The sequence below is a fragment of the Myxococcales bacterium genome, from assembly GCA_016712525.1.
Lineage (GTDB): Bacteria > Myxococcota_A > Polyangia > Polyangiales > Polyangiaceae > JAAFHV01.
In genome coordinates this window covers 1,879,640-1,900,811 of the sequence record JADJQX010000001.1, presented here as the reverse complement: position 1 = coordinate 1,900,811, position 21,172 = coordinate 1,879,640, and the positions used below count along the sequence as shown (strand labels likewise).

17 protein-coding genes and 1 pseudogene are annotated in these 21,172 nt (G+C 66.8%); all 18 read left to right on the top strand.

Features of this window, described 5'->3' with window-relative positions:
• Positions 1 to 86 precede the first annotated feature (86 nt).
• Positions 87 to 404, top strand: a complete 318-nt coding sequence (locus IPK71_08105) for a hypothetical protein (GenBank protein ID MBK8213698.1) — start codon at positions 87 to 89, stop codon at positions 402 to 404.
• A 127-nt stretch (positions 405 to 531) separates the two neighbouring features.
• Positions 532 to 1,812 carry an FHA domain-containing protein gene (locus IPK71_08100; protein MBK8213697.1) on the top strand — a complete coding sequence of 427 codons (1,281 nt, stop codon included), beginning with the start codon at positions 532 to 534 and terminating at the stop codon, positions 1,810 to 1,812.
• A gap of 123 nt (positions 1,813 to 1,935) precedes the next feature.
• On the top strand, positions 1,936 to 2,334 hold the full coding sequence (locus tag IPK71_08095; protein MBK8213696.1) for a hypothetical protein: 399 nt from the start codon (positions 1,936 to 1,938) through the stop codon (positions 2,332 to 2,334).
• On the top strand, positions 2,334 to 2,738 hold the full coding sequence (locus tag IPK71_08090; GenBank protein MBK8213695.1) for a hypothetical protein: 405 nt from the start codon (positions 2,334 to 2,336) through the stop codon (positions 2,736 to 2,738). Before IPK71_08095 ends, IPK71_08090 begins: the two co-directional genes overlap by 1 nt.
• Before the next feature lie 144 nt (positions 2,739 to 2,882).
• Complete coding sequence (locus IPK71_08085; GenBank protein ID MBK8213694.1) at positions 2,883 to 3,068, top strand: hypothetical protein; 186 nt, start codon at positions 2,883 to 2,885, stop codon at positions 3,066 to 3,068.
• Between the two features lie 394 nt (positions 3,069 to 3,462).
• The gene (locus tag IPK71_08080) at positions 3,463 to 5,265 is read left to right on the top strand and encodes an N-6 DNA methylase (GenBank protein MBK8213693.1); all 1,803 of its coding nucleotides are present in this window, start codon (positions 3,463 to 3,465) and stop codon (positions 5,263 to 5,265) included.
• A complete protein-coding gene (locus IPK71_08075) occupies positions 5,255 to 5,854 on the top strand; it encodes an ORF6N domain-containing protein (GenBank protein ID MBK8213692.1) in 600 nt (199 codons plus the stop codon). Before IPK71_08080 ends, IPK71_08075 begins: the two co-directional genes overlap by 11 nt.
• Entirely contained in the window at positions 5,851 to 6,108 is a 258-nt protein-coding gene (locus IPK71_08070; protein MBK8213691.1) for an SAM-dependent DNA methyltransferase, read from the top strand. The genes IPK71_08075 and IPK71_08070 overlap by 4 nt, the downstream gene beginning before the upstream one ends.
• Before the next feature lie 43 nt (positions 6,109 to 6,151).
• Complete coding sequence (locus IPK71_08065) at positions 6,152 to 7,444, top strand: restriction endonuclease subunit S (protein MBK8213690.1); 1,293 nt, start codon at positions 6,152 to 6,154, stop codon at positions 7,442 to 7,444.
• A 3-nt stretch (positions 7,445 to 7,447) separates the two neighbouring features.
• Positions 7,448 to 11,465: pseudogene (locus tag IPK71_08060) on the top strand (type I restriction endonuclease subunit R).
• Positions 11,466 to 11,510: 45 nt separating this feature from the next.
• The gene (locus tag IPK71_08055; protein MBK8213689.1) at positions 11,511 to 11,912 is read left to right on the top strand and encodes a hypothetical protein; all 402 of its coding nucleotides are present in this window, start codon (positions 11,511 to 11,513) and stop codon (positions 11,910 to 11,912) included.
• Positions 11,861 to 12,661 (top strand): hypothetical protein, encoded by an 801-nt coding sequence (locus tag IPK71_08050; GenBank protein ID MBK8213688.1) that lies wholly within the window; start codon positions 11,861 to 11,863, stop codon positions 12,659 to 12,661. Before IPK71_08055 ends, IPK71_08050 begins: the two co-directional genes overlap by 52 nt.
• A 15-nt stretch (positions 12,662 to 12,676) precedes the next feature.
• Positions 12,677 to 13,750, top strand: a complete 1,074-nt coding sequence (locus IPK71_08045) for a hypothetical protein (GenBank protein ID MBK8213687.1) — start codon at positions 12,677 to 12,679, stop codon at positions 13,748 to 13,750.
• Between the two features lie 41 nt (positions 13,751 to 13,791).
• A complete protein-coding gene (locus tag IPK71_08040) occupies positions 13,792 to 16,434 on the top strand; it encodes a DEAD/DEAH box helicase family protein (protein MBK8213686.1) in 2,643 nt (880 codons plus the stop codon).
• Between the two features lie 258 nt (positions 16,435 to 16,692).
• Positions 16,693 to 18,003 carry an AAA family ATPase gene (locus IPK71_08035; protein ID MBK8213685.1) on the top strand — a complete coding sequence of 437 codons (1,311 nt, stop codon included), beginning with the start codon at positions 16,693 to 16,695 and terminating at the stop codon, positions 18,001 to 18,003.
• Positions 18,000 to 18,803, top strand: a complete 804-nt coding sequence (locus IPK71_08030) for a hypothetical protein (GenBank protein ID MBK8213684.1) — start codon at positions 18,000 to 18,002, stop codon at positions 18,801 to 18,803. Before IPK71_08035 ends, IPK71_08030 begins: the two co-directional genes overlap by 4 nt.
• A gap of 401 nt (positions 18,804 to 19,204) precedes the next feature.
• A complete protein-coding gene (locus IPK71_08025) occupies positions 19,205 to 20,146 on the top strand; it encodes a hypothetical protein (GenBank protein ID MBK8213683.1) in 942 nt (313 codons plus the stop codon).
• Between the two features lie 141 nt (positions 20,147 to 20,287).
• Positions 20,288 to 20,737, top strand: coding sequence for a DUF2314 domain-containing protein (locus IPK71_08020; protein ID MBK8213682.1), 450 nt, complete (start codon positions 20,288 to 20,290; stop codon positions 20,735 to 20,737).
• Positions 20,738 to 21,172: the final 435 nt, after the last annotated feature.

Sequence of the window (21,172 nt, the reverse complement as noted above, 5' to 3'; positions counted from 1 at the left end):
GCCCATCCTCCCTGTACCCGAGCGATGCACCGGCCCCACGGCTTGCGTCGGCCCCCGTCGCCGCGCGAGGGCTCGAGCGGCTTCGCATGTTCAAGGCTGCCGCTGAAGACGGCACGGTGGCCGAGGCTAAGCGCACGCTCGAACGCGCCGGCTTCCTCGTCCGAGTGGCGAGCGCGAGCCCGCTTCGCATCGTGGGAGGAACCTCCAAGTCGGAAGGGCCACCGCCGCTCGTCTATTCCGGTGGCTTCTGCGTAGCCGCGGAGGACGGGCGCTACACGCTCTCCTCGACGTCACGCTGGGGCCGAACCATCGACGAGACCTCGTACGACACGCTGCCGGGTGCCGTCGACGCGCTCGTCAGGGCGTACGAAGAGGCACCACGGTCGTCCGGCGTGGCACGTTGAGCCGCAAACGCTGCGCGCGGATGGTCCGCCAGGCGCTCTTCATGTGTTCGGGGTACCATGTCACGAAGCCCATCTCCTTCCGCGTGAGGTTGGGAGGCGATGTGAGGAGAGGCGCGTAGAGTCCCAAATGCCGTCGGAAGTGGAAGCCGAGCTCATTCAGCTCATGGTTCGTGCATCAGCCGGCACCAGCGATGCGAGCTGGCGCGCCCACGAGACACCACCGTTCGTTGCACTGACACTCGCCGCGCAGCGGCAGAACGATCTGGCGCTCCATCTGCTTCTGGCGCTGGTGCATTGCAGCGACGAATCCACGTCCGCAGCGGCGGCTCGCGCGCTCTGCGCCACTGCGAACAGTGACGCACTCCTCGGTCTCGCGCTGATCGCTACGCGACGACACGAGGTCGCCCCAGCCGTTCAGCGGCTCATCGACACGAAGGGGGTCGTCCGAGCGGCCCGCTCGTCGCTCGCGCAGGTTCAGGAGCGACTCGCCCATCGAGGGCATCCTCAGACTGGCCCATCGCCTGGCCCACAAGCGCCGCCATGCGCATTGGAGCCCGAAGACGATACCCAAGCGGCGCTTCTTCGAGCCTCCGAGCTCGCCCTTGAGAAAGCGCGCTCGGACCTTATCGAGCGCCTGCCCAGATACGAAGCAGACATCGCGCGTACGTGGGGCTGGGTCGAGTGCATCGGCACCATTCTCCGAATCTCGCAGCGCCTCGAGGTGATCGCCAGGGAGTCTATACAACTTGTCGGCGCCCAGCTCGGTATGGAGGGCGATCAGCTTGTGCGAGCCGTGACCGGGAGCACGCTTTCTCTCGGTCGAAGCTCCCTGGGCATTCTCCTCCTGGTGCTTTCCCGCATCTCCCCGAACGAGGTCTGTCCGGCGCAGGGTCTGCATGCGGATGCTTCCGCTACGGACTCGGTTCTTGGTCGATTTGTCGCGGTTCGCAATCGGATCGTGCACCAGCTCGACGCTTCTGGAACAGTCCCCACGCGCTCTGCGGGAGCGGAGGACGCCAACGCGCGACGTGCAAGCCGCCAAGTGCTGCGTCAACTGGGGGACATCTTGCGTTGGCTCCCATCCGACTGGACGGTCGCGCACATCGAGGCCGTGGATGAGCCCGCCGCCGTCGTCTTTCCTTCTTCGAAGCTCCGTCGATTCGCGATCCTAGACGAGCTCCACATCGGGCGCCACCGCGACGCCGACGTACGAGTAGACAGCGACGTGGTCTCGCGGTCTCATCTCACCATACGGGGTCCGCGCGACGGCCAACCGGCCGTCCTCCAGGACCACTCCTCCAGCGGCACCCTCTTGAACGGGATGCCCGTTGACGGAAAAGCCGACCTCGCCGACGGAGACAGCATCACGGTGGGGCCCGTGACCTTCGTCTACCGCAGGGGCCAGTAGCAGCCCCCGCGGATTTCGTTGTCAGACTTCGGAGCTCGTCTGCGTCCATCTCACAGGCGTTCGGGTCCGATGCGGGCACCGACGGCTTTGGAGGTTCTCATGCGAGGCTGGAAGGGGCGTGCAATGACGTGGTACGGCAGGCAGCCGGTACTCATTCAGGTCGGCACGGGGGCGCTCGCGGTCGCCGTAGCCGCTGGTGTCGGTGTGGCGACCGGGAGCTTGGCGGCGCCCGCGATTGGCGCCCTGGTCTCGAGCCTCGGCTTCGGCGTCGCGGGGGGCACGCTCGCGGGCGCAGCGGCTTCGAGCGCCGGGCTTGCCGCCCTCGGCGGTGGTGCGATCGCCGCAGGTGGCGCCGGGATGGCCGGCGGCGTAGCGCTCGTCACGACCGCCGCGGGGATCGGCGGAGCCGCGACGGGCACCGTCGCCGCGATAGGAGCGACGCTCGCCGCCAACGCCACGGCGGAGCAAGCCGATTCGGCCAAGGGGCGCGAGGTCAACGACGACGACATCGAGGTCGGCTGATGGCTCGCCGCACCGTGGCATCCGTCTGCGAGGAGTTCGCGAACAAGGCCGCGAAGGGCCCAGCAACCCTAAGTGTAGCCCCCGACCTTGCGATTGACGTCGCTCTCGAGCTCGTCCGCCTCGGCTTCAAAGTCGCCGAGGCCATCCTAGACGGAGTCCCCGACGAAGAGGTCAGGTACATACTCAAGACCGTCTTGTTCTCGACTGCCGGAGGCGTCGTGGCTGGGGCCGCCATCGGCGGGCCCATCGGCGGGCTCATCGCCGGGCCGACCGGCGTGAAGGTAGGCGCGGCGGTGGGCGCGGCGGTGGGCGGGGCGATCGGAGCTGCCATCGCGACGACCGTGATGGTACAACGCGAGCTCGGGCCCAAAGGCCAGCCCCGCATCGTCTTCACGGCAGGCTGACCGCGCTCCAGGCGTCGATGCCCCTACCCGCCGCGCATCGCGGCCCGCGGATTCATGGAGCCATTTCAACGGCTTGCGTAACCTCCCGAGATCGCGCCACAAAGGGATGTTGCCTCGGCGCCTTCCACGGCTAGCTTCAGAGGCATGGGTGAGCGCCGACACGCAGCCAACGTGCCCCGCACGGTGACGCGAAGCGAGTTCCGGCGTGACACCCGCGCTGTGATTGCGCGCGCCGAACGCGAGGGGCCCATCGTCGTGACGGACGACACGGGTGCCGCGCGCATGGTGATCCACTGCCCGCGTGACAAGCGCCCCTTCTGCGACGACTGACCGCGTGAAGGAGCTCCTCGGGGACCCGCCCGAGGACGACTTCAAGCTGAAGGATGTCGCGTTCTGCCTCCCCGAAGCGAACGTGGCCGAGCTCCTTCCTTCCCCCAGCGCCTGAACGCTCGTTCGGGGCACCTCCGATCACGCCCCACGTCCGAGCTCGGCGGCGCTCGACGAGGCACGCTCCGCCCCAACGCCCCCCGAAAAAGCGCGTCAGATACCCCCGGGGCTCCGCGTCCATCCCGTAGGAACCGCAGCTCCCGCTCGCTCCCCGGGCCCGTGGTCACGTCTCGCACAGCGGCGTGACGCGGGGTGCGCGCGGGCGTGACGCGGCCTACACCGCGCCTCGCTTTTTCCGTCCATCGCTCACCCAGCCCACGATACCCTCGGGTCCTCCATGTCTTTCTCCGCGTGGCTCTCCTCCTCCCGCAAGGCGCAGTCCATCAGCCAGGCCGTGCTCGCGGCCAAGCTCGGCGTCACCCAGGCCCAAGTCTCCCAGTGGGAGACCGGCAAGGCCGAGCCGAAGCCCGAGCACATGGCCAAGCTCGAGAAGCTGCTCGGCAAGCCCTCCGGCGCGCCCACCAAGGCCGCCCGCTCCCAGGCGCCCGCAAGTGAGCCTCCCCCCTCGGCCGAAGCTCCGCGCTCGAGCAAAGGCAAAAAGGGCGGGGCGAGCAGCCAGGCCGTGGTCGGCTTCGAGGAGACCCTCTGGCTCGCGGCCGACAAGCTCCGCGGCAGCATGGACTCGAGCGAATACAAGCACGTGGTGCTCGGGCTCTTGTTCCTCAAATACTTGTCCGACGCCTTCGAAGACCGGCGCAAGGACATCGTCGAAGACGACCCCGAGAACGACCTCGAAGACCGCGACCAGTACGTCTCCGAGAACGTGTTCTGGGTGCCCGAGCCCGCCCGGTGGGAGACGCTCCAGTCGTTCGCCAAACACCCGAGCATCGGCGAAAAGATCGACAAAGCCATGGAAGCCATCGAGAGCGAAAACCCCGCGCTCAAAGGCAACCTGAACAAAGACTACGCGCGCCCGACGCTCGACAAAACCCGCCTCGGCGAGCTCATCGACGTGCTCAGCGGCATTCAGCTCACGGCCGGCGACGACCACCGCTCGAAAGACGTGCTCGGCCGCGTGTACGAGTACTTTCTCGCCAAGTTCGCGGCCGCCGAGGGGCGCCTGGGCGGCGACTTTTACACCCCGAGCTCGGTGGTGCGCACGCTGGTCGAGATGCTCGAGCCCACCCACGGCCGCGTGTACGACCCGTGCTGCGGCTCGGGCGGCATGTTCGTGCAATCCGAGAAGTTCTTGGAGGCGCACGGCGGCAAACGCGGCGACATCTCGGTGTACGGGCAAGAGTCGAACGCGACCACGAAGCGCCTCGCGGTGCTAAACCTCGCCATTCGACGCATCGAGGCCGAGATCGCCTGGGGCGACACCTTTCGGAAAGACCACCACGCCGACTTGAAGGCCAATTACATCTTGGCCAACCCGCCCTTCAACGTGAGCGACTGGGGCGGCGACAAGCTCAAGGCCGACGTTCGCTGGAAATTCGGCACCCCGCCCGAGGGCAACGCGAACTTCGCCTGGCTCCAGCACATCGCCCACCACCTCGACCCGAGCAACGGCCTGGCCGGCGTGGTGCTGGCGAACGGGTCGATGTCTTCCCAACAGTCGGGCGAGGGGGCCATTCGCAAGGCCATGGTGGAGGCCGACCTCGTCGATGCCATGGTGGCCCTTCCCGGGCAGCTCTTTTACACCACGCAAATTCCGGTGTGCCTCTGGTTTTTGGCCAAGAACAAGGCCGAAAAGCGCTTCCGCAAGCGCCAGGGCCAGGTGCTCTTCATCGACGCGCGCAAGCTCGGCACCCTGGTCGACCGGGTGCACCGCGAGCTCACCGACGAGGACCTCGCCAAGATCGCCGGCACCTACCACGCCTGGCGCGGGCAGAAGGGCGCGGACACCTACGAAGACGTGGCCGGCTTCTGCAAGAGCGCCACCCTGGCCGAGATCGCGAGCCACGACTTCGTGCTCACCCCGGGCCGCTACGTGGGCGCCGAAGAGGTGGAAGAAGACGGCGAGCCCTTCGAGGCGAAGATGAAGCGCCTCACGGCCCAGCTCGAGGCGCAGCTCGCGGAGGGGGCGAAGCTCGACGTGCAGATTCGGAAGAACTTGAGGGGGCTTGGGTATGGCCGCTAAAAAAGCCACCGACAGCGCTCGTCGCACAGTGGTCGCGGGGCCGAAGGCAGGGACCCTCGGCGCTGCGACGAAGGGGACGCCCTCGGAGAGCGTCACCCAGCGGGTGGAGAGCGGCATCCTCGCCCTACGAGGCCACCGCGTCCTCCTCGACGAGACGCTGGCCGCGCTCTACGAGGTGCCCGCAAAACGCCTGAACGAGCAGGTGAAGCGCAACATCGAGCGCTTCCCTCCCGACTTCATGTTCCAGCTCACGCAAGACGAGGTGACCGACTTGAGGTCGCAATTTGCGACCTCAAGTTCCTGGGGCGGCCGACGCACGGCGCCCTACGCGTTCACGGAGCAGGGCGTGGCCATGCTCTCCTCGGTGCTGCGCAGCCCGCGAGCCGTAGCCGTGAACATCGAGATCATGCGCGCCTTCGTTCGTTTGCGCGGGCTCCTCCAGGAGCATGACGGCCTCAAGAGAAGGCTCACCGCCCTGGAGAAGAAGTACGACGCCCAGTTCCGCGTGGTGTTCGACGCCATCCGCGACCTCATGCAGCCCGTCCTCCCCACGAAACGACCGGTAGGCTTCCGAAAGGACGAACGATGAACGCGTGGGACGCCACTCCACGAGGAGACGTGGCCGGCTTCTGCAAGAGCGCCACCCTGGCCGAGATCGCGAGCCACGACTTCGTGCTCACCCCGGGCCGCTACGTGGGCGCCGAAGAGGTGGAAGAAGACGGCGAGCCCTTCGAGGCGAAGATGAAGCGCCTCACGGCCCAGCTCGAGGCCCAGCTCGCGGAGGGAGCGAAGCTGGACGCGGAGATTCGGAAGAACTTGAGGGGGCTTGGGTATGGGCGCTAAACAGCCATCCTCCACGAAAAGCGGGCACTGGCGGACAGCCCGCGTGCGTGAGCTCGTCAGCGAAGGCTTGCTCGCTCTGAACGACGGCTATCGAGTCACCAATGCTGAGCTCGGGAAAAGCGGTACACCATTCGTGCGCGGCGGGGACATCGGCACCGATGGTGAAATTGACACCAACGTTGTTGACCACGTTCGAGAAGAATTCACCGACAGAATTCGGGCGAAGCTCTCTGCCACGGGCGATGTGGCGTTCATTACCAAGGGCACGGTCGGACGAGTCGGGTTCATACGCAAAGACCAACCCAACGTGGTTTTTGCCCCACAGGTCTGCTACTGGCGATCGCTGAACCCCGCCCGAATAGATTCGCGATTTCTCTACTACCTGCTAAAGGGAGCCGACTTCCAGGCGAATCTCAGCGCGGTAAAGACACACGGCTCGATGGCTGCCGACTATGTCAGTCTTACCGATCAGCAGTCGTTCCTGCTGACCTTGCCGCCGCCGGACGAGCAGCGGGCCATCGCGCACATCCTGGGCACCCTCGACGACAAGATCGAGCTGAACCGGCGCACGAACGAGACGCTCGAGGCCATGGCGCGGGCGCTCTTCAAGTCGTGGTTCGTGGACTTCGACCCGGTCCACGCCAAGAAGGCGGGCCGCAAGCCGGAAGGCATGGACGCCGAGACCGCCGCCCTCTTCCCCGACGACTTCGAGGACTCGGAGATGGGGAAGATCCCGCGGGGGTGGAAAGCGGTTCCACTCGACACTATCGCCGACTTCCTCAACGGACTCGCGCTCCAAAAGTTCCCGGCCGCTCCGGGCGAGCCGTCTCTGCCTGTGATCAAGATTGCACAGCTGCGCAAGGGGGCAGTAGATGGAGCAGACCGCGCAAGTCGCAGTGTGCCCATGCAATACGTCGTCAAAGATGGAGACCTGCTCTTTTCCTGGTCTGGCACCTTGGAGGTCGCAGTCTGGTGCGGCGGCGAGGGGGCGCTAAATCAGCATCTGTTCAAGGTAACTTCCAAGACGACACCCCCGTGGTTCTACCATGGATGGTTACTCCATCATCTGGCGGACTTCCGTCAGATCGCTGCCGACAAGGCGACGACCATGGGGCATATTCAGCGAGGTCATCTGACCCGTGCGATTGTGGCACTTCCGTCGGGCAAGACGCTCCAATCTGGAGGCGCTGCCTTGGCTTCCCTTGCAGCACGCTCGCTGTCGGTTCGAAAGAACAGCCAGACCATCGCCGCCCTTCGCGACGCCCTTCTCCCCCAGCTCCTCTCGGGCTCCCTTCGTGTCCCCGAGGCCATGCGCCTCGTCGAGAAAGCGCTCTGACCCATGGTCTTCGCCTCGGAGAAAGACCTCGAAGACGCGTGCCTCGGGTGGTTCGGCTCGCTCGGGTACGAGCACCTCCCGAGCGCCCACACCGCACCTGGCAGCGTGTACGACGAACGGGCGAGCGCTTCGGACGTGTTTCTTCTTGGGCGCCTTCGTGAAGCGCTGCGCCGGCTGAACCCCGAGGCGAGCGAAGAGGCCCTCGCTGAGGGGCTCCGTGTGCTCCTCCGCACCGAGGCGCCCACCCTGGTGCTGCGAAATCAGGCGTTTCATCGCCTGCTCGTGGACGGCATCGAGGTCGACGTGGCCCGCCCCGCGAGCGACGGGGGCGGTGTCATGGGCGTGCGCCTGCGTGTGCTCGACTTCGACGATCCGGAAGAGAACGACTACGTGGTCGCCTCGCAGCTCGAGGTGGCCACCGTGCGCCAGGCGAGCTTGCCCACGCGCATTCCCGATCTCGTGGTGTACGTGAACGGGCTGCCGCTCGCCGTGCTCGAGCTCAAAGGCCCCGAGTCGACCCAAGACGTGTGGGACGCCATTCAGCAGCTTCACACGTACAAGGCCGAGGTCCCGCAGCTCTTTGGGCCGAACGTGGTGCTCGTCGCGGGCGACGGGGTGCAGGCGCGCATCGGCTCGCTCACCGCCGACGACTCGCGCTACGCCAAGTGGCGCACCATCGCCGGCGAGGGCGACGAGCCGAACGACGCCGATCCGCTCAAGGTGCTCGTGCTCGGCGTGTTCGAGAAGGCCCGCTTCTGCGACTACGTGCAGAACTTCGTCACGTTCGAGGCCGAGCGCGACAGGGTGGTCAAGAAGATCGCCGGGTACCACCAGTTTCACGCCGTGCGCCGCGCGGTGCTCGAGACCGAGCGCGCCTCGGCCGCAGGGGGCGATCGCCGCATCGGGGTGATTTGGCACACCCAAGGCTCGGGCAAGAGCCTCAGCATGGTGTTCTACGCGCGCAAGCTCGTGCTCTCGCGCGCCATGCAAAACCCCACCCTCGTGGTGCTGACCGACCGCAACGACCTCGACGATCAGCTCTTCGGCACGTTCGCCCTCTCGCAGGCCCTGCTCCGCCAACCGCCCAAGAACGCCGAGAGCCGCGAGGCCCTGCGCGCCATGCTCAAGGTGGCTTCGGGGGGCATCTTCTTTACCACGATTCAAAAGTTTCTCCCCCGCCGAGGGGGAGCGGCACCCTACCCTCTCCGAGCGCCGCAACATCGTCGTCATCGCCGACGAGGCGCACCGTAGCCAATACGGCTTCAAGGGAAAGCTCGATACCAAATCGGGCGCGTTTGCGTACGGCTTCGCCAAACACATGCGCGACGCGCTGCCGAACGCGTCGTTCATCGGGTTCACGGGCACGCCCATCGAGCTCGAGGACAAGAGCACCACCCAGGTCTTCGGCGACACCCTCTCGGTGTACGACATGCGCCGCGCCGTCGAAGACCAGGCCGTCGTGCCCATCACGTACGAGAACCGCCTCGCCAAGCTCGACCTGCCCGAGACCGAAAAACCCCACGTCGACGAGCAGTTCGACGAGCTCACCGAAGACGAAGAAGACGCGAAGGCCGAGGCGCTGAAGAGCGAGTGGGCCACCATCGAGGCCTTGGTCGGCACCGAGAAGCGGGTCGCCCTCGTCGCGAACGACATCGTCACCCACTTCGAGCGGCGCTCGCGCGACCTCGAGGGCAAAGCGCTCGTCGTGTGCATGAGCCGCCGCATCTGCGCGCAGCTCTACGAGGCCATCGTCGCGCTCCGGCCCGAATGGCACGACCGCGAGGACGACGCCGGCGCCATCAAGGTGGTCATGACGGGGAAGGCCTCGGACGAGCCACGCCTGCAAGCGCACGTTCGTAGCAAAGAGGGCCGCCGCCGCCTGCAAGAGCGCTTCAAAGACCCGGCCGACCCGCTCAAGCTCGTCATCGTGCGCGACATGTGGCTCACCGGCTTCGATGTACCGTGCATGCACACGCTCTACGTGGACAAGCCCATGGCCGGGGCGAACCTCATGCAGGCCATCGCGCGCGTGAACCGCGTGTTCAAAGACAAACCCGGTGGCCTCGTGGTCGACTACATCGGCCTCGCCGCGGCCCTGCGCGCCGCCACGCGCACCTACACCCGCGCCGGCGGCCACGGCGACACCACCGAGCAACAAGACGCCGCCGTCACCGTGCTGCGCCGCGAGCTCGAGGTATGCCGCGACGCCCTCCACGGGTGCGACGTCTCGCGCATCGCCGAGGCCAGCCGCGAAGATCGCCTGAAGATCCTGGCCGCGGCGCGCGAGCACGTGCTCAAAAAGAAGCTCCCCAAGGGCGAAGCGAGCCAACGGCCCCCGGGCGACACCCCCAAGAAAGACGGGTACGACATCTTCGTCGCCGCGGTCGACAAGGTGACCCGCGCGTTCGCCCTCGCCACGCCTCACGAGTTTTGCGAAGAGGTGCGCGAAGAGGTCGCGTTTTACCAAGCCGTGAAGGTGGGCCTCGTGAAGCTCGAGCGCGGCAAACGCCCCCCGAGCCAAGACCTAGGCCACGCCGTGCGCCAAATCGTCGAGGGTGCCGTGGTCACGGCCGACGTGCTCGACGTGTTCGACGCCGCCGGCCTGCCCAAACCCGATATCTCCATTCTGTCCCCCGAGTTCCTCTCCGAGCTCAAGGGCATGAAAAACGAGAACCTCGCGGCGATGCTGCTCGAGCGCCTCTTGGCCGACGAGGTGCGCGCCCGCGGGGAGCGCAGCCTGGTGCAGCAGCGCAAATTCTCCGAGATGCTCGAAGACGCGGTGCGCCGGTACCAAAACCGCACCATCGAGGCGGCGCAGGTCATCGCCGAGCTCATCGAGCTCGCCAAGAAGATGCGCGAGGCCGACGCTCAAGGCGACGCGCTCAAGCTCACCAAAGACGAAGCCGCCTTCTACGAGGCCCTCGCCGAGAACGAGAGCGCCGTGAAGGTGCTCGGCGACGTGCAGCTCTGCGAAATCGCCCGCGAGGTGACCCAGGTGGTGCGAGAAAACGCCACCATCGACTGGACCCGCAAAGAGAGCGTGCAGGCCAAGCTGCGCATCGAGGTCAAGAAGGTGCTGAAGCGCACCGGCTACCCGCCGGACGGCCAGCAAAAAGCCACCGACGACGTGCTCGAACAAGCGAAGCGCCTCGGCATTCGCCTGAGCAGCCCCGAGCCCGCGAACGACGACGTCCCCTCGATTCCCCCCTCGAGCCGCGCGCGCCCGTTCCCGTACCCCATCGCGAGGTTCGACGCCCTCTTGACCACGCAGCCCGAGGCGATCCTCCGCGTGAAGACGTACCGCGACGCCTTCGAGAAGGCCCTCGCGTTCATGGCCGGCTGCGCGCTCTCGCTCGTGACCGCGCAAAACGGCGGCAAAATGCCGGACAAGGCCCTCGCGCTCCTGAAGAAGGTGCTCGGCAAACCCATCTCGATGGGCGCGTGGCACGAGCTCGCGTGGCGCCTCTCGGCCATGGTCACGCCGGGCAGCGCGGCCCTGGTGCGCGCGGTGCGTGCCCTCTCGACGCTCGAGGGCAAACCTTCACCCTTGATGAACGAGGTGATGACCGAGGTGGTGGAGGAGCGCAACGTCTTCTCCCACTCGGTGACGCCGACGAGCGAGCTCGTGGCCGAGGCCGAGCCGGGCCTCACGGCGCTCTGGGAGCGCTTCAAGAAGGCGATTTCGCCCCTGACCGAGACGCGCCTCGTGGTCTCCGTGCGCTTCGAGGACATGGACCACCCGAACCGCTACCACTTCAGCGTCCGCGTGCTCGAGGGCTCCTCGGACATGTTCCCCGTGCGCCGCATGACGCTGCCCCAGAAGCTCAAAGACACCTTCTGCTACCTCCTTGACGGCGAAGAGGTCTTCGACCTGGGCCCCTTGGTCTTCGCCCACCACGACGCCCAAATGGCCCGCCACGAGGTCTTCGTGGCCCGGAAGATTTCGGGGTTGGAGAAGGGGGATAAGGTCGAGGGATCCGCGGTGAGCGGGCCTTCGGGGGCCAAGGTGGTGGTGGGGTGATTGGGGTGATTGGGGTGCTTTCGGCCAAGACGCGCAAGGAGCGGGTTGAGCAACAAAGAGGACGAGGCAGCAGTCAAGAAAGACATGGACGAACTTCACAAGTTCGCCAAATCGATCACAATGGATGCCGTCAATGACGGCAACTGGTTTCATACTCTCCTTCACCATTCACTCGACAGCTACGGCAAGAAGGTGAACGCGGGGTACTTTCGCGAAAAGTACCCCGGCATTCCAGCGGACGGCATCGTCGATCTGCGGATCAAGCTAGCGAGCAACTATTCGGCGATCGAGGGGTTTCTGACGTCCTCGGCGTACTCCGCTGCGGTCGCAGCCACCATTGGAAGCGGGGCGGGGCGTCACCTGTTACAGTCCCAGGAGCCGTCGCAAGCTTCACGATGGACCTATTCTTCACCACCCAAATTCAGCTCCGCCTCGCGTACGACATAGCGACACTGTATGGCGTCACCCCGAACCTCGACGACCCTATCGACCTAATCGACATCCTAAAGGCAGCCTTCGGAATCAAGGCAGGCGAGCTCGCGCGCAACGCAGTCCAGGGGGCGGCCCCCGAGGCCGCACGGCAAGGGATCAAGACAGTCGTAAAGGGCCCTCTCCTCGCTGCCCTAAGGGCGTTTCCCATCATAGGAAAGCATCTTCTCCAGCGAAACATTATCAAATTTGCAATCCCATTCGTAACAATCCCCCTCAGCTTGGGGATGAACTACCTAACCACACGATCAATCGGGCTTCGCGTAAGTTCCACATGCCGTGGAAGGTCCGCCATCAAAGAATCTGCGAACCAGATCGACGTTGCTGCTTTGGACGACCCCAAGCTACTTCTCCGCACGCTCTGGATGATCACAAACGCGGACCGCAAGACCGACGTTCGGGAGGCTCTCCTCGTCAAGAACGTAGTTTCACGAATGAAGGCGCTCGGCGTGGATTCAGATGCGATTCAAGATGTCGAGCGACTCGTTAACTTTGACCGCGAGGCCTACCTGAGCGAGGTTGGGTGGACACCGCGGGAGGTTGCTGCCGAGCTCTACCGCGCAGCGTGCCTGTGTGCGGCTGTAGACGGCACTCTCCACAAGGAGGAAATCGCGGCACTCAAGGACCTCGCTCATGCCTGCGACATCGTCTTCGATGAGTCGAAGATACGCGAAGACGCAAAGCGCTGGGCAAACGGTGGGTCCTAACCAGCACGTAGCCCAATGACCCCCTGGGTACCCCCTGCCTTCGAAACCTCCGTCCTCGGCCCCGTCCGCGCCAGCGGGACCGCCCGCGTGACGGTGCAAGAGCTCGTCGCGTGGTTCGGCTTCGCGCGCAGGGGGACGCGCGTGAACGCCTACATCCACGAGGCGTTCGAGGCTCACGGGCTCGTCTGCACACCTGCGCTCGAGAAGGCGTTCCCGAACGACACTCTCACCATCACGCTGCGCCACGCTCCGCCGGCCCCCCCGCCTCTTCCGCCCCCTCCGGTCGCGACCCCGGAGCTCCCGCACCCGTTCGTCGTCGCCGACAAGCTCATCGCCAGCCAGTCCGAGGCCAAGCGGGTGCTCTCCCGCCTCGACGCGCTCGAGCGCGCGTGTGCCTACATCGTGTTCGCCCAGCTCGCGGCGCTCCGCGAGCCCGAGGGTGACGCGGCGGCGGCGTGCCACACCATCCTCGGGCCCTTCGTCTCGAACGACACGGCCCCCGGTCCCCCCATCTCCTTCGGCACGTGGGTCGAGCTCGCGCGAAGGCTCTCGGCCCTTCGGCCTGCCGCCCATGCCGCCGTCGCCGAGGTCGGTGCGAATTTGCTCGACGACAAGGCTCTCTTTCAAGGCCTCGTCGAGGCGGTTCAGATCCGCAACAAGCTCCACCACGCGTCGAACGCCCCTCAAGCCTCGTACACGGCCGTCGAGCCCGCGCTCGTAGCCACCGAGAAGGCCCTGCGTAGCGCCATGGGCCCACTCTTCAAGGGGGAGCTCGTGTGCGTCGCCAGCACCGAGGCGGGAGAGACCAAAGCCTACCGCTACCGCCTGCGGGTGCTGCACGGCGAGTCGCCCAGCTTTCGTGTGCGGCACACCGAGACGAGCCACCGCATGACGAAGGGGTGGGCGTACCTGGAGCTCCCGGGTGAGGCCCCCCTTCGCCTCGCCCCCGGCATCTTCTGCGTCGAGGACGCCGTGACCGAGCAGGTTCAGCTCTTTTTCTGCCGCACCCTCGCGCTTCGCCCGAAACAAGCCGTGAAGCTTGCCTCGTTCGTCGGGCTCGCCGAGCACAAAGAGCTCCTTCCCACCTGAGCTTCGTCAGAAGCCCGCCACCCCGCGCGTCTATCCCTACGATGAGCCACTCCAACGCAGGTCCCGCCCCCCTCAACCCCTTCGTGCGGGAGTACGATCTCGCCAAGGCCCGCATGCACCGCGCCTCCGTGAGGGAGGCTCAGGCCCATCAGGTCGAGACGCTCAAAAAGCTCAAAGCCTGGTTCGACCGGCCCTCCCCTCCCGAGGGCAGGGGCGGCCTCGTGGTGCTCCCGACGGGCGGCGGCAAGACGTTCACCGCCGTGCGCTTCTTGTGCGAATGGCCGCTCTCCGAAGGGTACAAGGTGCTCTGGCTCGCCCACTCGCACCACCTGCTCGAGCAAGCCCTCGAGACGTTCGGCCCCATGGGCGCGATCGACCGCCCCGTCGAGGTGGCCATGGTGCGCGAGCCCAAGGAGACCCTACGCGTGCGCGTCGTCTCGGGCATGCCCGGGCACGCCAAGCTCGCGTCGGTCTCCGCCGAGGACGACGTGCTCATCGCCTCCCTTCAGACGATCTCCGGGGGCTTTCGCGACGATCACGCGGCGCTCTTCGCCTTCGTCGAGGCGGCCGGCGACAAGCTCTTCGTCGTGTTCGACGAGGCCCACCACGCACCCGCCCCCACCTACGCGAGCTTCGTCGAGGCGCTGCGCGAGCGCATCAAGGGCCTTCGTGTGCTCGGCCTCACGGCGACGCCCATCTACGAGAACAAGCTCCGCAAAGGGTGGCTCGGCCGGCTCTTCCCGCAGGGCATCCTTCACCAAGTGACCGCGCAGAGCCTCATGGCCGCGCAGATCCTCGCGAAGCCCATCATCGAAGAGTGCAAGACGCACGTGGCCCCCGAGGTCGACGAGCGCAAGCTCGAACGGTGGCTCGGCACGTACTCCGATATCCCAGAAGATATCGTCGCGTGGCTCGCCGAGAACCAGGCCCGCAACGACGTGATCGTCGACACGTACGTCAAGAACCGAGAGAAGTACGGCAAGACCCTCATCTTCGCCGACCGTTGGACCCAGTGCGACTACCTACGCACGGCCCTCCTCCGCCATGGCGTCCGCGCCGACGTGGTGTATTCCCACGTCGACGCCAAGCTCGCCACCGTCGACGCCCGCAACCGCCGCACCGCGGACGACAATACGAAGGCGATTCGCGCCTTCAAAGAGGGCAAGCTCGATGTCCTCGTCAACGTGCGCATGCTCACCGAGGGCACGGACGTCCCCGACGTGCAGAGCGTGTTCCTCACGCGGCAAACGACGAGCCGCGTCCTCATGACCCAAATGGTGGGCCGGGCCCTTCGTGGCCCGAAGTTCGGCGGCACCGAGAAGGCGTACGTCGTCTCGTTCATCGACGACTGGCGCGGCCTCATCAATTGGGCCGAATTTCGCCTCGACGAAGGCCCCACGTCCGACACGAAGGCGCCCTCGCGGGAGCGCGTCCCGCTCCACCTCGTGTCGATCGATCTTCTGCGCAAGCTCGCGGCCCAGATGTACCAGCCCGCCCACGCGCAGCCCGTGACGTTCCTCGAGACGGTCCCCGTGGGGTGGTACCACGTGCGCTTCGACACCCAGGTCGACGCCGACGGCGACATCGAGCAGGTGGAGCGCCTCGTCTTGGTGTACGAGGCCGAGCAAGAGAAGCTCGCCGCGCTCGTCGAAGGCCTCGCGAAGCGCGATCTCAAGGCGTTCGTCGACCCGCTCGTGACGTTCGAGGCCACGCGAGCCACGATCGAGGCCCTCTGCGCCGAGGCCGGCCTCGCCACGAAAGACCGCATGGGCGGCGACCTCACGCACGACGTGTTCCAGCTCGTCAGGCACGTCGCCCAGTCCCTCGGGGACCTGCCGACCTTCTTCCCGTTCGGCGAGCGCTGGCACCACGACCTCGACGCCCTGGCGCGGATAGCGTTCGAGCGCAACATCGGCCGCCGCGAGATCCCGGGCTTCGTGCGCAACGAGTTCGATCGCGTCGACCGCTACTGGAGGGCCATCTACGGCACGCTCGAGGCCTTCCGTGATCAGTTCGAGCTCCGCTCGCGCCGCCTCGAGAACGACGAGACGACAGGGGGCCAGCCGTCGGCGCACGGCGCTTCGGTCAGCGAACCCACCGAGCGATACCCTCTCCCGGAGCCCTCGGAGGACGTGAAGCTCGCCGTGAAGCAACGTGACGGCTGGACTTGCCTATCCTGCGGCTCGACCGACAAGAAGTGGCTTCAAGTCGACCATATCCAGTCCGTGTACCACGGCGGAGGGAACGATCTCGCGAACCTCCAGACCTTGTGCAAACGCTGCAACAGCGACAAGGGCGTGAGCGAGGAGAACTTCCGAAGGAACCGCACTCCGCTCCACGGCCCTCACCCCGACTTCGGCGCGCGCATCGAGCCGAGCGACAAGGACCGCGGCGACCGCGACGCCTGGGCACGATGCGTCCGAGCCACGCTGAATCACTACTACCGGTGCGCGGCCGTGAGCGACGTGACCATCGGGGCCAAGGGCGCGCGCTTCTACGAGTGGCAGGTCACGCTCGCGCCGAGCAACGATCCGAGGTTCGTCGAGAAGCACCTCCCCGGTTTCCTCGCGCGCATCCGCACGAAGCGCCGCGACTACCAAGGTGCCGACGCTCTCGTGATCGAAGGCAGCGACGCCGAGGGGACCCCGCGCTCGGTGCGCGTGTCCGCCTCGGGGCAGCGGTAGGTCGACCCTCCCGCGTCTCGCGCCTCACCAAGGGGGGGAGCGTGAACCACCCGGCGTGGAGCCTCATGATGGCCATCTTCGAGGTGAGCGTTCCGGAGGCTGCCCACGGGACCATGGCCGTCGCGTTCCCCGTGGCCTACCCCTGAGGCGCCTCGGGCGCCCGCACGAAGCGTGCGCAAGGGCCAAGGCGCCGGCGCCAAGGAGCCCTCTCGAGCGCTCTTCCGCGCCTCGCGGCCCGGCCCGCGGTATGCTCGGCCCGTGTACCTGAAGAGCATCGACATCGACAACGTGAAGCTCCTCCGCGAGCTTCACCTGGACTTCGTCCACGCGGACGGCTCGCCGCGGATGTGGACCGTGCTCATCGGCGAGAACGGGCGCTGCAAGACCTCGATCCTTCGCGCGATCGCGCTCGCAGCGAGCGGCGCTGCGAGGGCCAACGAGCTCGGCGATCTCGCGTCCCTCTTGGACAAGCGCGGCGAACGTGCGGCGCATCTCCACGCCATCTTCACTCTCCCGCTCGAGCCTCGACGCGAGCACCCGAAGAGGCGCGCCGGAGCCCAGGCGCCGAGCCTGCTGTCGTCCGACCTGACGATCCCGCCGGGCATGACCTCGATGTTGGGGGAGTCGACGTACCTCGACGACGGCAACGACAAGGACGATGCACGCGGCGATGCGCTCTTCGAGGTGCGAGGAAGGAACCTGCCACACTGGTTCGTCGCGGGGTACGGGACCAACCGGGTGCTACCCCGACCCGGTGCCGTGGAGCCCGTGTCGAACGCCTCGAGCGCGCGCCTCCTCAGCCTGTTCGATCGCGGTGCCATCGTCGGGACCGGGTTCGCGGACCTCCTCGAAGATCCCAAGGTCTTCGCGCGCCTCCTCCGGGACGTCTTGATCCACGGTGAGCTGCTCCCGAAGGACGCCCTCGACATCGAGCTCCGCGGGCGCGGCGGGATTCGCTCGGGCCAGGACCTCGTGGAAGGGAGCCGCTTTCGTATGCGCTCGGGCGAGGGCGAGGTCGCCATTCCCGCGACCTGGCTCTCCCAGGGCTACCAGTCGACGATCGCATGGATTGCCGACTTCCTTGGCCACGTGCTCCTCGAGGCGGGGCCGAGCACCGAGATCGACGCGAAGGAGATCCGTGGCCTCGTGCTCATCGACGAGATCGACCTCCACCTTCATCCCCGGTGGCAGGCGCGCCTCGTCACCGCGCTAAAGGCGGCCTTCCCCAAGGTGCAGTTCGTGGTCACCACGCACTCGCCGATGGTGCTGCCCGCGCTCACCGCCGAAGAGGTCGTGCTGCTCGACCTCGACGAGGAAGGGAGCGTCGTGGCGCGCAGCTCGGAGGTCTCGCCCATGCTGCTCACCGGGAGTGAGCTCTATCGAGACTTCTTCGGGATCTCCGAGCTCGAGCCACGAGACATCGCCGAGGACCACCGTCGCTACGCCTTCCTCGTGGGGAACCCGGCGAGGACCGACGCAGAGGACGCCGAGATGTCGGCGCTCCGTACCAAGCTCCAAAGGCTGGGGCTCGACCCGGGATGGGAGCCCGTCGCGCGGAGCCCGTCGTGATTCGCGTACACCGCCCCGCGAACGAGCCCGCCGCGCTCGCAACGGCCCGGGCGGCTGCGCTGGCCACGCTTCAGCCTGCTGGTCCCGCGAGCCGTAAGGACCTCCCGGGCACCTACAAGGTCGCGCACGACGACCTATGGACCGCCCAGCACTACAAGTGTGCCTACTGCGAGCATCGCGAGCAGTCGAAGCGGAACGACGTGGAGCACTTTCGACCCGCGGTGCGCGCCGATCGCAAACCCGGCTCCACCTCGACGCACGGATATTGGTGGCTCGCGTACACGTGGGAAAACCTGCTCTTCTCGTGCCGCAACTGCAATCAGTCGCCGGCCAAGCTCGACAAATTCCCCCTGGCCGTGGGCAGCACGCCGCTCACGCCGCAGCAGTCGCCACCCGGCCAAGAGCAGCCCCTCCTCATCGATCCTGCTACCGAGAGCGGGCTCGATCACCTCGAGTACGTCGAGGAGCGGAGACCCGGCGTGGCCCCGCGGTGGACCCTACGGGCGCGAAACGGGAGCCTGAGAGGCGACTGGACGATTCGTGTCTGCAAGCTCGATCGCCCCGACCTCATCTCGCTCTACACGACTCACGTCACGACGACCCTCACGCCGGATCGTGACAAGGTGCGACATGCCGTCACGACCGGCGACACCGGCACGATCCGGGCGGCGTGGGGTGCCTACGTCGATCGGCACCTTCAGCCGACGTCGGTGTTCGCGGGCCTCGCCTACGACGTGCTCGCGACGGACGTCCCCGAGATGACGCGCCGCCAACATGGGCTGGTATTGCCAACGCTCTGACGACGGCCACGCCAGGACGGCCGGCTCGACTCGCCCGGACCCGAGCGCGTCCCACCTCGTCCACCACGCACCTACCCACAAAAACCCCGAACCAGGACATCCCCTAACGGGAACCAGGACATCCCCTACGGGAACCAGGACATCCCCTACGGGAACCAGGACATCCCCTACGGGAACCAGGACATCCCCTACGGGAACCAGGACATCCCCCACGCGCCCCCGACGCGCGCGCCGCGCGAGCCAGGACAGGCGGAACGCCTGGACGCACCCCTACCCCCTCGACACCCTTGGGGTTCGCGGAAAAACGCGCGCCCCGAAAAAAAGGACGCAACGCCTCGTGTGCCTCTGCCGACGAGAGGGCATCCAGCGAATCTCCGCTGGGCTTCACAAGGCAAGGCATCATGAAGAGTGCACTGAATTCTGCGAAACGTAGCTCGAAGGGCCCGAAGCACACCAAGGGCGCGGAGGCCTCCTCCGAGGCGCCCACGCCGGTGACCGCAGAGGCCCTCCGCGCCGGCATCACCCCGGCGATCGTGGCGAAGATCAAGGCCGAGGCCAGCGCGGCGGCCAAAGGCAAGAAGCCCTCCGATCTCCCCGTTCCCATCGCCGCCTACATGGCCGAAGCGCTCGGCCTCGCCGCGACGATTGCCAAGTACTGGCACTCGTCGGACCCGAAGAAGGTGCCTTCTCTCTCGCGCTTCGCCCACAAGCTGCCCGAGAGCACGAGCGCCGAGATCCTGCACCTCGTCGACCTCCTGCAGGGCTCACGCGACAAGGCACGAGCGCTCGTCGCGGTAGCCGACCCGGAGGTGCTCGCCCGCGCCAAGCACCTCTACCGCGAGCTCCGGGTCGCCGCCGAGTTCGACGCGGACGACGGCGTGGAGGACGCAAAAGACCAAGAGCTCGCCGCGCTCAAGAAGGCTCACGAGACCGAGCCCGACTCGATCGCCGAGCTCGCCGACGCCCTCGCGTCGTTCGCCGCGCACGCAAGCACCTACAGGAGCTCGTTTGCGACCATTCCCGACTTCGACATGGCGATGCTCGACGAGGCCGCGAGGCTGGTCGATACGCTCCGCCTCCGCAAGACGAACACGGACGCCACGGCCGGCATGGCTGCGAAGGTCCGTGACGTCTACCTCGCCCTCCTCGACCAGCGCATCGCCAACGCCCGCAAGGTGTTCCGCTACGCCTTCCGCGCCACCCCCGAGATCGTCCGCGAGGCGACGAGCGCCTACGAGCGTGAGCGACGCCGCGCCGCGCGCAAACCCGACGCCTCCGAAGGCGACGAGCCCATCGCGCCCGAGGACACCTCGGGCGACGACGTAACCGACGACGACGCGTGATTTCCGTCACGTGAGCCACGTTCCCCATCGGCCCTGCGGACACGCGGGGCCGACGTGTTTTGTGCGATGGCTGTGCGTCAGCCCTAGGTGGCTCCTCTATCGCGATTGCCGCGCGCCCCCTCGCGTGAGAGGTTGTACGCGATGCGCCACCTCTCCTACGTCGTCGCCATCTTCGCCGCGTCGGCCCTCGTTGCGTCGTGCAAATCGTCGAAGCAAGATCCGGTCGTCGAGGTCGCGAGCTCGGATCCAGAGATGAACGCGGCGCGCGCCGAGGCCAAGCGCCGGTTCCCGGAGCTCGTCAAGGCGTTCGAGGCCCGCAAGGAGGGCGACATCTTCTCCGTGAAGTACCCGTTCCCCACTACGGGCGGCGGAGTCGAGCACATCTGGCTCACGGTCACCTCCATCGGTCCGGACGCCGTGTCCGGCAGGATCGACAACGCCCCGGTCGCCCCCATCGGCCACAAGCTCGGCGACGCGGTGACCGTGCCGAGCCGCGACATCTCGGACTGGCTCTACCGGCTCGCGGGCTCGAAGGAAGTCGTCGGGGGCTTCTCGGTCAAGGTGCTGCTCGACAGAGAAAACAAGAAGTGACAGGCCCCGTCACCGGCAGGTCCGGTGCACGCACGTCTTCCCGTCGAGGCACTCGCACGGGAGCCCCCGAACGCACGATCGATCCAGCGATCCGCCCGCAGCGGCCTCGACCTACGCGTCGCGCGTGACGCGCGGGCACCGTCGATCCGCCATCGCACCCCCGCTCAACGCGTCGCGCGTGACGCGGGCGCCCTTCGACCCGATCGACCCATTCGGCGGCGAGCACCACGTTCCCGGCCATATGCCACGCCGCGAGGCGGATCCGACGGTCATCACCGCGGGAGCGCACGCTCGTCGAGAATCGCCTTCGTCGTCCCTTGACCTTGCCCCTGTGTGCAAGCCCTAGCCTTCCCTCGTAGACGACGCCCTCCACGCCGGAGCCGTCGTCGAGCGCCACGCGGCCGCACTCGCGCACCTTTGCGGTCAACGCGCGTG

Excerpts from the sequence above, each read along its gene's own strand:
- IPK71_08100 (MBK8213697.1), top strand. The coding sequence starts at position 532 with ATGCCGTCGGAAGTGGAAGCCGAGCTCATTCAGCTCATGGTTCGTGCA.
- IPK71_08020 (MBK8213682.1), top strand. The coding sequence starts at position 20,288 with ATGCGCCACCTCTCCTACGTCGTCGCCATCTTCGCCGCGTCGGCCCTC.
- IPK71_08025 (MBK8213683.1), top strand. The coding sequence starts at position 19,205 with ATGAAGAGTGCACTGAATTCTGCGAAACGTAGCTCGAAGGGCCCGAAG.
- IPK71_08080 (MBK8213693.1), top strand. The coding sequence starts at position 3,463 with ATGTCTTTCTCCGCGTGGCTCTCCTCCTCCCGCAAGGCGCAGTCCATC.
- IPK71_08040 (MBK8213686.1), top strand. The coding sequence starts at position 13,792 with ATGAGCCACTCCAACGCAGGTCCCGCCCCCCTCAACCCCTTCGTGCGG.
- IPK71_08105 (MBK8213698.1), top strand. The coding sequence starts at position 87 with ATGTTCAAGGCTGCCGCTGAAGACGGCACGGTGGCCGAGGCTAAGCGC.
- IPK71_08095 (MBK8213696.1), top strand. The coding sequence starts at position 1,936 with ATGACGTGGTACGGCAGGCAGCCGGTACTCATTCAGGTCGGCACGGGG.
- IPK71_08075 (MBK8213692.1), top strand. The coding sequence starts at position 5,255 with ATGGCCGCTAAAAAAGCCACCGACAGCGCTCGTCGCACAGTGGTCGCG.
- IPK71_08045 (MBK8213687.1), top strand. The coding sequence starts at position 12,677 with ATGACCCCCTGGGTACCCCCTGCCTTCGAAACCTCCGTCCTCGGCCCC.
- IPK71_08090 (MBK8213695.1), top strand. The coding sequence starts at position 2,334 with ATGGCTCGCCGCACCGTGGCATCCGTCTGCGAGGAGTTCGCGAACAAG.
- IPK71_08085 (MBK8213694.1), top strand. The coding sequence starts at position 2,883 with ATGGGTGAGCGCCGACACGCAGCCAACGTGCCCCGCACGGTGACGCGA.
- IPK71_08070 (MBK8213691.1), top strand. The coding sequence starts at position 5,851 with ATGAACGCGTGGGACGCCACTCCACGAGGAGACGTGGCCGGCTTCTGC.
- IPK71_08050 (MBK8213688.1), top strand. The coding sequence starts at position 11,861 with ATGGACCTATTCTTCACCACCCAAATTCAGCTCCGCCTCGCGTACGAC.